At 74.4% G+C, this 12,304-nt stretch carries 7 protein-coding genes; all 7 read left to right on the forward strand.

The genetic code is table 11. The features are described 5' to 3' along the window. Positions 1-1,272, forward strand: a 1,272-nt coding sequence (locus QSJ97_RS23655; protein ID WP_285674914.1) for a hypothetical protein, incomplete at its 5' end; no start/stop codon positions are given. Positions 1,273-1,322: 50 nt separating this feature from the next. Further along, complete coding sequence (locus QSJ97_RS23660; protein WP_285674916.1) at positions 1,323-2,909, forward strand: substrate-binding domain-containing protein; 1,587 nt, start codon at positions 1,323-1,325, stop codon at positions 2,907-2,909. 815 nt (positions 2,910-3,724) lie between these two features. Further along, positions 3,725-4,906, forward strand: coding sequence for an acetyl-CoA C-acyltransferase family protein (locus QSJ97_RS23665; protein WP_285674918.1), 1,182 nt, complete (start codon positions 3,725-3,727; stop codon positions 4,904-4,906). A 1,753-nt stretch (positions 4,907-6,659) separates the two neighbouring features. Continuing rightward, complete coding sequence (locus QSJ97_RS23670; protein WP_285674920.1) at positions 6,660-7,286, forward strand: LysE family translocator; 627 nt, start codon at positions 6,660-6,662, stop codon at positions 7,284-7,286. 1 nt (position 7,287) lies between these two features. Then, complete coding sequence (locus tag QSJ97_RS23675; protein ID WP_285674922.1) at positions 7,288-8,250, forward strand: agmatinase; 963 nt, start codon at positions 7,288-7,290, stop codon at positions 8,248-8,250. A 56-nt stretch (positions 8,251-8,306) separates the two neighbouring features. Continuing rightward, entirely contained in the window at positions 8,307-9,068 is a 762-nt protein-coding gene (locus QSJ97_RS23680) for a hypothetical protein (protein ID WP_285674924.1), read from the forward strand. Positions 9,069-9,147: 79 nt separating this feature from the next. Continuing rightward, positions 9,148-10,278, forward strand: coding sequence for an alpha/beta hydrolase (locus QSJ97_RS23685; RefSeq protein ID WP_285674926.1), 1,131 nt, complete (start codon positions 9,148-9,150; stop codon positions 10,276-10,278). Positions 10,279-12,304: the final 2,026 nt, after the last annotated feature.

Consider the following 12,304-nt stretch of genomic DNA (forward strand, 5'->3'; position numbering starts at 1 on the left):
CAGGAGCCGGAGGTGCGCCGCGCCGGCATCGGCATGCTGCGCCCGCGCCTGCCCGGCCAGGGCCTCGACCGGGTCTCCGAGCTCGCCGCGGCGCCGATCGGCGAATCCGACCCGGTGCACCGCGCCGGCCCCGGCGGCTTCCGCCCGGCGGCGAGCTTCGGCCTCGCCCAGGTCAACCGCAACCCGGACAGCTTCGACAGCCCCGGCCTGCCGCAGTTCGGCGGCGACCCGTCCGGGCTCGACAGCCGCATCGCCCGCGCCCCGGCGCCCAGCATGGCCTTCGAGGAGAGCGGCCGCATCGCGCTGGTGACGCCGGAGAGCGGCCTCGGCAATGTCCGCAGCCTCGGCAGCGGCGCGCTGGTGATCGTGCCGGCGGCGACCCGCGCCGCGCCCTCGCCGATCGCCCCGCGCAGCGAGGAGGACACCGCGCTGACCCTGCCCGGCGGCGTGCGCTTCGACCCGGACGCCCCGGCGGTCGACCCGGAGACCGGCCTGCCGGCCACCGTCGCGCCCGAGGAGGGCCCCGCTTTCGCCGGCCTGACCCCGGCCAGCGACGAGTGCACCGTGCCGCCGATGCTCAACATCCATCCGAAGCCGAGCGCGGTGACCACGGTGACCGTGGACGCGCCCTGCTATGTCGGCGATATCGTGGTGCTCGAGCTGCAGGGCATCGCCTTCGCCGCCCGCGTCGGCGACGACCACAAGGCGCTGATCGACGTGCCGGGCTTCACCTCCTCGATGCCGGCGACGCTCCGCTTCCCGGACGGCAAGAGCCAGAACCTCGACATCCAGTTCTCCGACACCAACCGCATCGTCCGCGTCGCGCTCGCCTGGGACAGCCCGGTGACGCTGGAGCTGCACGCGATCCGCTCGGGCCAGAGCTTCTGGTCCGACGATCACCTGCGCCCGGAGAACCCCGGCAGCCAGGGCGAGGCGCGGCGCCATGCCGGCGGCTACCTGATGCAGCACGACCCGGTCGACGGTGTCGGCTCGGCGGTGCGGATCTACACCCATTACGTGCGCGGCTCGACCGCGCCGGAAGTCATCAACCTGCTGGTCGACTTCACCTCGCGCCGCCGCATCGGCGCCACCGAGACCTGCGGCAACGGTCGCTGGGCCGCCCCCGTCTACCGGGTGATCCGCAGCACGCGCGGGGTCATGGCGCGCGAACGCAGGGGGCTGATCGGCGCCCTCGCCTGCGACGAGGTGAAGGATTACGGCAACCGGCTGGACGATACCGTTGTGCGCGACATCGTGCTGTCGAGCAGATAAGAACGTCAGACGCGGCGACGGTTGAAGAGACGCGAACGAGGGGAGTAGCAATGCGGATCACGCGGTTTGGTATCGGGGGGGCCGTCGCGGCGGCGCTTATGTTCGGCGGGCTCGCGCACGCCCAGGATCAGGGCGACAAAACCATCGTTCTGAAATCCTTCGACGGGTTCACGCAGCTGCGCGGCGAGCTGGTCGATTTCGACGGCGAACGCTACGTGCTCGAGACCCGGCTGGGCCGGCTCGAGATCGACGTCTTCCAGGTCACCTGCGAGGGCGAGGCCTGCCCGGCCAACCTGCTCTTCGGGGCGGAGTTCGGCATCTACGGCTCCAACGCCATCGGCTCGGCGCTGATGCCGGCGCTGGTCGAGGGCTACACCTACACGCTCGACGCCGACCTCGTGCGCGAGCCGGGCGACGAGGAGAACCGCTCGACGCTGCGCATCGTCCACCCGAACGGCGAGGAGATGGCCGCCATCGAGCTCGCCGCGCTGGGCTCGGGCACCGCCTATGCCGCGCTGGCCGACGGCACCGCCGCGATCGGCATGTCCTCGCGCCCGATCCAGGACGACGAGGTGGCGCTGCTCGGCGCCGCCGGCATCCCCGATCCGCGCAACTCCGAGCGCGAGAACGTGGTGGCGCTGGACGGCGTGATCATCATCACCCACCAGGACAACCCGCTGTCCTCGATCTCGCTGGCCGAGATCGCCGGGGTGTTCTCCGGCCAGATCACCAACTGGTCCGAGCTCGGCGGCAGCGACCGGCCGATCAACGTCTATGCCCGCGACGCCGGCTCCGGCACCTTCGACACCTTCCGCAGCCTGGTGCTGGCGCCGAACGGCGCCGAGATCGGCGCCGACGCGCTCAGCTTCGCGGACCCCAACGAGCTTTCCGACAGCGTCGCGCAGGACCCGGACGGCATCGGCTTCGTCGGCTTCGCCTATGCCCGCGCCAGCCGCGTGGTGCCGGTGCGCCTCGAATGCGGCCTGCTCTCCTACCCGACCACCTTCGCCATCAAGGCCGAGGAATACCCCCTCGCCCGCCGGCTCTACCTCTACACCACCGACCGGCAGAGCACGATCCACGCCGAGAACCTGGTGAAGTTCGCGCTGTCGGACAATGCCGCGCCCTTCGTCGAGGATGCCGGCTTCATCAGCCTGGTGCCCGAGGGCCAGAGCCTGCGCGAGCAGGGCCTGCGCCTGACCCATGCGATCGTCGCCGAGGACGAGTTCTCGCTGCCGCTGATGCGGGAGATGCTCACCGAGTTCCGCGATGCCGAGCGGCTCTCCACCACCTTCCGCTTCACGCCGGGCTCGTCGCAGCTCACCGCCCAGTCGCAGCGCGATGCCGAGCGCTTCGCCCGCGACATCATCGCCGGCAAGTATGACGGCAAGGAGATCATCCTGGTCGGCTTCACCGACTCGATCGGCCAGTTCGAACTGAACCGGGCGCTCGCCACCCGCCGCGCCCAGGGCGTGCTCTTCACCATGAACGAGGCGGTGATCAACGAGGCCGGCTCGGCCGACTTCTCCGGCGCCAACATCACGGTGCAGGGCTATGGCGAGCTGACCCCGGTGGGCTGCAACACCACCTTCGCCGGCCGCGTCGCCAACCGCCGCGTCGAGGTCTGGATCCGCTGATCCGGCCGCCCCGGGCCGCGGCCCCGGCAGCGAAACCCCGAGCCCCGCGCGGACCGCCCGCGCGGGGCTTTCTTCTGCCCGCCCCCGGCCCGCGGATCCCGCCGCCCCCCGCGCCGGCGCCCGACCCGGCCCCGCCCCTGCGCCGGGCCAAGCCCCTGCGCCCGGCCCGTCCCGCTCCAGCGCCCGGCCCGCCCCCGGCCTGCTAGCCGCGCCGCTGCGCTCCGGCCCCGCTCCAGCGCCCGGCCCGACCCCGGCCCGCCAGCCGCGCCGCTCCGCTCCGGCCCCACTCCGTCGCCAGGCCCGACCCCGCGCCGGCCACTGTTCCAGCCGGCTCCAGCCTTTGTGCCCGCCTGGGACGCGGCTCCCGTCCCCGCTCCGACCTCTGCTCCAGCCCCGCCGGTCCTCTTGCCTACCCGCGGCCCGGCTCCCGTACCGGCTTCCCTTCGGCCCGTTCCGGCCCTTGTGCCTGCCGACGACGCGGCTCCCATACCGGCCCCGCACAGGGCTCTGTTCCGGCCTGCTCCGGCCCTTGAACCTTCCCGCGGTCCGCCTCCAGTCCCGGCCACCGATCCGATCCTTTTCCGGCCCCTGTGGCTGTCTCTGTTCCGGCCCCGCGAGGCCCGCTTCGGTGCCTGCCATCGTGCCCGCTCCGGCCCCGCTCCGGCGCGCGGTCCGGCCGCGACACCCCGCTCCGGCGCGCGGCCGGGCCGCGACACCCCGCTCCGGCGCGCGGCCGGGCCGCGACACCCCGGCCGCTTGTGCAGCGCGGCGCCGGCGCCTAGCCTTGCCGCCAAACAAGACGGAGGAGCCCCCTAATGTCCCGAGACGTCGTGATCCTCGATGGTGCCCGCACCGCCATCGGCACCTTCGGCGGCAGCCTTGCCGGCACGCCGCCCACCGCCACCGCCGCCCATGTGGCGCGCGCCGCGCTCGCCCGCAGCGGCGTCGATGGCGCCGAGATCGGCCATGTCGTCTTCGGCCACGTGATCAACACCGAGCCGCGGGACATGTATCTCTCCCGCGTCGCGGCGATCGAGGCCGGCGTGCCCGACACCGCCCCGGCGATGAACGTCAACCGGCTCTGCGGCTCCGGCGCGCAGGCCATCGTCTCGGCCTTCCAGGCGGTCACCCTCGGCGATGCCGACTATGCGCTGGCCGGCGGCGCCGAGGCGATGTCGCGCAGCCCGCATGCCATGCAGTCCGCCCGCTTCGGCCAGAAGATGGGCGACACCGCGATGACCGACATGATGATCGGCGCGCTCTCCTGCCCGTTCGGCACCGGGCATATGGGCGTCACCGCCGAGAACGTCGCCGCCGAGCACCAGATCAGCCGCGAGGAGCAGGACGCCTTCGCAGTGGAGAGCCAGAAGCGCGCCGGCGCCGCCATCGCCGGGGGCCGCTTCAAGAGCCAGATCGAGCCCTTCACGATCAAGACCCGCAAGGGCGAGATCGTCTTCGACACCGACGAGCACGCCAAGCCCGACACCACCGTCGAGGCCCTCGCCAAGCTGCGCGCGGCGTTCCGCAAGGACGGCAGCGTGACGCCGGGCAACGCCTCCGGCATCAATGACGGCGCCGCGGCGCTGATCCTCGCCGATGCCGGGAGCGCCGAGAAGGCCGGGCGCAAGGCGCGGGCGCGGATCCTCGGCTATGCCCATGCCGGGGTGCGGCCGGAGGTGATGGGCATCGGCCCGGTGCCGGCGGTGACCCGGCTGTTCGAGCGCACCGGGCTCGGCAAGGACGATTTCGACGTGATCGAGTCGAACGAGGCCTTCGCGGCGCAGGCCTGCGCGGTCAACAAGGGGCTCGGGCTCGACACCGCCAGGGTCAACCCCAATGGCGGCGCCATCGCCCTCGGCCACCCGATCGGCGCGACCGGCGCGATCCTGGTGCTGAAGGCGCTGGCCGAGCTCGAGCGCACCGGCGGGCGCAGGGGCCTCATCACCATGTGCATCGGCGGCGGCCAGGGCATCGCCCTCGCCATCGAGCGGCTCTGAGCCGCCCCGGGCGCGCCCGCCGCGGCGCGCCCTCTCCGGCCCCGGCCCCAGGCCCCGTCTGCTAGGCTTCGGCCTCCACGCTTCGCCCCCCTCCTACGACCACCTGCGCCAGGGCGACCGGCCCCCGTCGCCCCGCCGAGGTGCGCGGCACCGGCGCCGCCAGCAGCGGCACGCCGCCACCCCGGCCCCGGCCGGCCGCCGACCCGGCCCCGGCGACGGGCCCCGAGGCACCGCCCTCTCCCCGCCCCGCGCACGAAGACCCCATCCGGACCACGCCGCCACGGGATCGCCGGTCCGCAGGGCGCGATCCTCCGCTTGCGTGGCGCGATCCTCCGCCTGCCGGGCGACCGCACCGGCATCGCCCGAGCCGGGCGGCCCATCTCCCGACCTCTCCGCACCGCAAGGGCAGTCACAGGCCAGCCCGGCCCGAGCCGGCAACCGAGTCGGGCCGCGCGACGCCGGAAGTCTCCCCGCTCACCCCCACGGCACCGCCGTACGTGACCCCGAACGCCCCCATCAACAGCTCGGCCGCCGCCGGGCCTGCACGAAGCCCGCCCACAAATGCCGCCGCGCCAGACGAGAGCCGGCGCGGCGGCTCCGGCAACGGAACCCGCCGCGAGACGCCCACAGGGTCTGCTCGAGGCCATCACCTACCCGCGTTGCGGCCGAGACGGACCGGGCGGCATGCCTCCATCGCGCACCCCCGCGCTCACTTCGAGTGGCCGAGGGTACCCCGCCCGCCTCCGAATGCCACGATCACTCTGAGCGCCCTACGCGCCTGTCCGCCTCAATGCCACCGCAGTGATCCGAGCTTCCCTGCGCGCGTTACCACCCCGAGCGCCCCACGCGCTTTGCCCGCCTCGAGCGCCACGAACGCACCGGGCACCGCGGCGGCGGGAACTCGGCGCTGTCCATCGGGCGGATGCGCGCGTTCCAGCCTCTTCCGAACATTGGCTCGAATGCCGCCAAGACGGGATCGTCCAGCGCAGGGCCTGCGCGGTACTCGCCCGGGAATGCCGCCGTACCGGACGAGGGCCAGCGAAAGGGCTGCGGCGACAGGACCGGCCGCGCGAGAGCCACGGGGTCAGCAGATCGCCATCACCTCCCCGCGCTGCGGCCGGGGCAGGCCGGGCGGTAAGCCGCCGTCGCGCACCCCCGCGCTCGCCTCGAGCGGCCACGGGTACCCGTCCGCCTCCGAACGCCCCGTTCACTCTGTGCGCCCTACGCGCCCGTCCGCCTCATTTCCCCCCCGAGTGATCCGATCTGCCCTGCGCGCGTTGCCACCCCGAGTGCCCCTTGCGCTCTGCCCGCGCCGGGTGCACCCAACCCTCCGAATGCTCCGGGCGGCGGGGCGGCGGGACCGGCTGCGCAGCGGGAGCGGGATCGGCCGTGCGGCGGCGGCGGCGGGACCGGCCGTGCGGCAGAGGCGGCGGGAGCGGCTGTGCGGCGGAGGCGGCGGGACCGGCTGTGCGGCGGAGGCGGCGAGACCGGCCGTGCGGCAGAGGCGGCGGGACCGGCTGTGCGGCGGCGGTGGCGGGACCGGCCGTGCGGCGGCGGTGGCGGGACCGGCTGTACGGCGGCGGTGGCGGGACCGGCTGTACGGCGGCGAGGCGGCGGCGCGCCGGTGTGTGGCGCGCCGGGCGCTCGAGCCGTGGGCTGCGGCCGGATCGGGCGGCCGCCGGGCGGTGGCCGGGGGGCTTGACCGCCGGGGGCCGGAACTGTCCTTCTGGGGCGCGCATCCTGGGAGGCCCGCATGATCGACCCCGCAACGCTGCTTGCCTATCTCGCCATCCTGACCGGCTTCGTCTTCCTGCCCGGCCCGGCGACGCTGCTGACCCTGGCCCGCGCCGCCGGCTCCGGCACCCGGGCCGGGATGACCACGGCGCTCGGCATCGCGGTCGGCGATCTCGTGCACACGGTCTTCGCCGTGGTGGGGATCTCGGCGGTGGTGCTGGCCTCGGCGACGCTGTTCGCGGTGGTGAAGTATCTCGGCGCCGCCTATCTCGTCTATCTCGGGATCCGGGCGTTCCGCGAGCGCGCCGGGGCCGCGCTGCCCGGCGCCGCGGGCGGCCTCGCGCCCGGGCGGGCGTTCCGGCAGGCGGTGCTGGCGGAGGTGCTGAACCCGAAATCGGCGCTGTTCTTCCTCGCCTTCCTGCCGCAATTCGTCGATCCCGCGGCGGGCGCGGTGGCGCTGCAACTGCTGGTGCTGGGGATGCTCTTCGTCGCCATGGGGCTGGTGAGCACGCTGGCGGTGGCGCTCTCGGCCGGCGGCATCGGCGGGCTGCTGCGGCGCAACCCGGCGGTGCTGCGCTGGCAGGGCCGGGTCGCCGGCGCGATCTTCTGCGGCCTCGGCCTGCGCCTCGCCTTCGAGGAGCGCTGAGATGGCCGGGCATGGCTACGAGAGCGGGCGGCTGGATCTGCCCTTCGTCGGCATCGCGACCTTCGCCAAGCGGCCCTGGCAGCCGGACTGGTCGGCGATCGACGCCGATGTGGCGATCCTCGGCGCGCCCTTCGACGCCGGCACGCAGTGGCGCGCCGGGGCGCGGCAGGGCCCGCGCGGGGTGCGCGAGGCCTCGACCCTCTTCGCCTTCGGCCATGCCGGGGCCTATGACCACGAGGACGACCGGGTCTATCTCGGCCCCGAGGTGCGCATCGTCGATATCGGCGATGCCGACATCGTGCATACCGACACGCTGGCGAGCCATGCCAACATCCGCGCCGGGGTCGAGGCGATCCGCGGCGCCGGCGCGCTGCCGGTGGTGATCGGCGGCGACCATTCGGTCAACATCCCCTGCATCGAGGCCTTCGAGGGCACCGAGCCCTTCCACCTGCTGCAGATCGACGCGCATCTCGATTTCGTCGACAGCCGCCACGGCGTCACCCGCGGCCATGGCAACCCGATGCGCCGCGCCGCCGAGAAGCCCTGGGTGAGCGGGCTGACGCAGCTCGGCATCCGCAACGTCTCCTCCACCGCGCGGGAGGGCTATGCGGATGCCCGGGCGCGCGGCGCCGACATCCTCTCGGTGCGCCAGGCGCGGCGCCTCGGGGCCGAGGGCGTGGCGGCGCGGATCCCCGAGGGGCGGCTCTACATCACCATCGACATCGACGCCTTCTGCCCCTCGATCGCGCCGGGCACCGGCACCCCCAGCCATGGCGGCTTCCTCTATTACGAGGTGCTCGAGGTGCTGCAGCTCGCGGCCCGGCGCTGCGACGTGGTGGGGATCGACCTCGTCGAGGTGGCGCCGGACCACGACCCCACCGGCTCGACCCAGATCCTCGCGGCGCAGCTCCTGCTCAACCTGCTCGGCTTCGTCTTCGATGCCAGGGAGAAACCGTTGCGATAAGCGCCTTTCAGTGCCGGTTTTCCGCCCTTCATCGGCAGCTCGGGCGGGAGGGCGACATGGCACGGTTTCACATCATCGGGGCGGCGGCGCTGATCGCGGCGGCCGGACAGGCGGGGGCGGAGATCGTCCTGCTCGAGGATTTCGAGGATGCCGCGATCGGCTATGTCGCCAGCCCGGCGGACGATCTCGGCGACATCGCGACCTACGACTATTTCGGCCGCATCGCGCCGGACACCGCGAGCCCGCCCGCCGGCGTCGCCTATGGCAACCGCCAGGGCGAGGGCTATTTCGGCGTGCAGGACAGCGACAGCGTCCCCGGCGGCCCGGACAGCGTGCAGCTCGACTGGACCGGCATCGACATCGCCGGCTTCACCGGGCTCACGCTCTCCTGGTATGTCGCCGAGGCCGATGCCATCAACGGCGACGAGGACTGGGACGGCGACACCGCCTTCCGCATCGAGGCGCAGCTCGATGGCGGCGGCTTCGTGCCGATCTTCGGCATCGCCGGCACCGGGCCCGACACCGCGCCCCGGGTCGACACCGATCTCGACGGCATCGGCGACGGCGCCGAGATCACCGCCCTGTTCACGCAATACAGTGCCAGCATCGCCGATGGCGCGCTGCTCGACATCCGGGTGCGGTTCGACAACCTGGATGCGGGCGACGAGGACCTCGCCTTCGATTCGCTGCGGCTCGAGGGCGATCTCCCCACCGCCGCGGTGCCGCTGCCGGCCAGCCTGCCGCTCGCCGGGCTCGGGCTGCTGGCACTCGGCGCGCTCGCGCGGCGGCGGCGGCGGAGACAGGCGGAAAACGCATAAAATTCTCGTAAACCTGATCCTAACCTTGGCCGGCTAGGCTCGCCGCACTCCCCCCAGAGAGCTGCGACGAGGTGCGCCCATGGCTGCGACCACGATCTATTTCGGCACCAACCGCCGGGTGCTGGCCGAAAGCCCGGCCCGCTTCGGCAACGATTTCAACGCCGAGAAACCCTATTGCTACCGCGTCGGCGAGGTGCGCGTGACCCGCCGCGGCCATCCCTGGCGCGACGGCGACGCGGCCTACGAGACCGGGCCGGCAAGGCTCTATCCCGAGACCGCGCCGACCCCGGCGGCGCCGCGGGGCATCCCCGGCTCGACCCGGCTGTTCGACGCCATGCGCCGCGAGATGCGGGGCAATCCGCGCGATGCGCTGGTCTATCTCCACGGCTTCGCCAACAGCTTCGAGAGCGCCATGGCGCGCGCCGCCGAGCTGAGCGATGCCTATCTCTCGCCAATCACCGAGCCCGAGACCGGCAGCCTCGCGCGCCGCGGCCGGGCGCCGCTGGTCTTCGCCTTCGCCTGGCCCTCGGATGCCCGCACGGTGCTGGATGACGGGCTCGGCTGGGCCTATGCCGGCGACCGCGAGGAGGCCCGCGCCTCGGGCCAGGCGATGGCGCGCTGCGCGCTCCGGCTGTTCGACTGGCTCGACCGGCTGGCGCGCGCCGAGCGCTGCCTGCAGCGGGTGCACCTGGTGGCCCACAGCATGGGCAACTGGGCGCTGCGCAACGCGCTGCAGGCGCTGGTCGAGATGGCGGCGGCGGCGGACCGGCCGCTGCGCCGGGTCTTCGACACCGCCTTCCTGATGGCCTCCGACATCGAGGACCGGGCGCTGGAGCGCGCGACCTGGCTGGCGCCGCTGTTCGACCTGGCGCGCGGGGTCGCGGTCTATCACGCGGGCAACGACCGGCCGCTGACGCTCTCCGACATCAAGCCGAACCAGGGCGACCGGCTCGGCCATCTCGGGCCGCGCAGCATGCAGGCGCTGCCCGACCGGGTGCAGGCGATCGACTGCGCCGCGGTCTCGCGCACGCCGGGGGACGGCATCCTGCGCCACCAGTACTACCGCCTGGCGCCCGAGGTGCTGCGCGACGTGCGCGCGGTGCTGGCGGGGCGGCTGCCGGGCGAGATCCCGGGGCGGGTGCCGGTCTCCGAACGGCGCTGGCGGCTGCGCCGCGACGATGCCGCCCGCGCCCGGCTCGGGAGTGGCTGACGGAGCGCCCGCCTCCGGGCTCCGACCTTGCGGCGGCGGGCCTTGCGGCCCGCCATTCCTCCTGCCCGATCCCTCCGGGATCGAGCGGTCCGCCAGCGGCGGGGCCAGCGCCCTTGCGGCGGCCAGCCGCCTGCTGCATCGCCCGCGCGGTGCGCGGTGCGGGACGGCTCGCATCGGTTTCCCGGGCGATGCCTCGGGGCTCGGGCTGGGGAGTGAAACCCGTTCCATCGCCGAGCGGCACTGGACGCTGCCGGACCGGCCTGTGCCGGCGGTCCTGCCGGCCGGACAGCCGGCCCGGATGGGGCGGATCGGGCGTCCGGTCGGGCCGCCCGATCCGCGCGCCGGAATGGATGATGGGCAGGGACCCGAAGACTGCCGCCGGTGCCCGCGCGCGTTCACCGCACGGCCCCGCGCCCTCTCCGAGCGGCCGATGCCGGTGGATGCCGAGCCGCGGGCATCCCCTGCGCCGGAAGCCGCGGGCGGCCGGCGCCTTCGCGCGGGCCCGGACGGGACGCGATGCCATCCGGCGCTAGCCCGGCGGTGAGCGCGTCCAAGGCGCGGAGCATGCCTCGCGGAGCGCGGGACGGGCCTGCCACTCCGCAGGAGCGCGCTCCATGCCGTTCCCGGCGTATCGCGGGATCGCGCGGCAATCGCCGGCGGCGGCGCGATCACGCGGGACCGTCTCGGCGAGGCGCGCCACATCCTCGCCGGCGCCGGCATCTCCGAAGGCTGCGCCGGGGCGGGGCAGCGGGGCCGCTGGACGCCATCGGCAGTGGGTTTCGGGTGCTCCCAGACCCAAGCCTGGCGCAGGCTTGGGAGGTCAGCGCGGCGGGGCCCCGCGGGCGTGACCGCCCGGAGCGAGCGGCCAGGGGGCTCCCGGCTCCGCGGACGCCTCCGGGGGCCGAGATGGCAATGCAGCATCGAGCCACAGGGGTCGCCGGCAACGGCAGTCAATCGGCCGTGCGATCGACGGTCCCGCGGCCAAGTGCGCCCCTGCCGGCGCGGGTGCGCGCCGAGCGCCGCGGGAGCCACGGACTGCGCGACCCGTCCCGATGCCCTCCGGCTGCCCCCTTGCCTCAACCGGCCTGCGAATTTTTGGGGGCCGGTACCGCGCCACGAGTTCCGCGGCGCGCCCCGTTGCCCCGGCTGCCCCATGCCCCGTCCGGCCCGCGGATCTTTGGGGAGCGGTCCCCGGGCCAAGTGCGCGCCTGCCAGTGCCGGCGCGAGCCGAACGCCGCGGGCGTAGCGGACTGTACGGCGCGCCCCGGTTCCCGTGGCTGCCCCCATGCCGCAACCAGCCTGCGAGGTTTCGGGAGGCAGTCCCGCGGCCCGGTGCACGCCTGCCGGCGCCGGTGCGAGCCGAGCGCCGCGGGCGCAGCGGATTGCTCGGAGTCCCCGACACCCGCGGCTGCCCGCTTGCCACAACCGGCATGCGAGGTCTCGGGTGGTGGTCCCCGGACAGGCGCGCGCCTGCCGGCACCGGCGCAACCCGGGCGCCTCGGGTGCCACGAGTTGCACGGCGTCTCTCGATACCCGCGGCTGCTCCCTCGCCCCGACCGGCCTGCGAGATTTCCGGGGGCGGTACCGCGGCACGAGGCGCGCCCTCCGCGCCGGTGCCAGCCGAGCGCCGCAGGCGCCATGGGCTGCGCGGCGCGCGCCGTTGCTTCGGCTGCTCCCTTTTCCTGTCCGGCCTGCGAGGTTTCGCGGGGCGTTTCCGCGGCCCGGTGCAGGCCTGCCGGCACCGGAGCGAGCCGGGCGCCTCTGGCGCCGCGGGTTGCGCGGCGCGCCCCGATACCCTCGGCTGCCCCCTTGCCCCGAGTCGGCCCGCGAGGTTCCGGGGGGCGGTACCGCGGCCCGGTGCGCGCCTGCTGGCACCGGCGCGAGGCGGGCGCCTCTGGCGCCGCGGGTTGCGCGGCGCGCGCCGTTGTCCACGGTTGCCCCCTTCCCCGTCCGGCCTGCGGGGTTTCGGGGGGCGGCTCCGGGACCGGCGGGGGCGGCGCTATTCCGCCGCGAGGCTTTCGCGAAA

Source organism: Paralimibaculum aggregatum, from assembly GCF_030270585.1.
GTDB lineage: Bacteria > Pseudomonadota > Alphaproteobacteria > Rhodobacterales > Rhodobacteraceae > Thermohalobaculum > Thermohalobaculum aggregatum.

Excerpts from the sequence above, each read along its gene's own strand:
- QSJ97_RS23680 (WP_285674924.1), top strand. The coding sequence starts at position 8,307 with ATGGCACGGTTTCACATCATCGGGGCGGCGGCGCTGATCGCGGCGGCC.
- QSJ97_RS23665 (WP_285674918.1), top strand. The coding sequence starts at position 3,725 with ATGTCCCGAGACGTCGTGATCCTCGATGGTGCCCGCACCGCCATCGGC.
- QSJ97_RS23670 (WP_285674920.1), top strand. The coding sequence starts at position 6,660 with ATGATCGACCCCGCAACGCTGCTTGCCTATCTCGCCATCCTGACCGGC.
- QSJ97_RS23660 (WP_285674916.1), top strand. The coding sequence starts at position 1,323 with ATGCGGATCACGCGGTTTGGTATCGGGGGGGCCGTCGCGGCGGCGCTT.
- QSJ97_RS23685 (WP_285674926.1), top strand. The coding sequence starts at position 9,148 with ATGGCTGCGACCACGATCTATTTCGGCACCAACCGCCGGGTGCTGGCC.
- QSJ97_RS23675 (WP_285674922.1), top strand. The coding sequence starts at position 7,288 with ATGGCCGGGCATGGCTACGAGAGCGGGCGGCTGGATCTGCCCTTCGTC.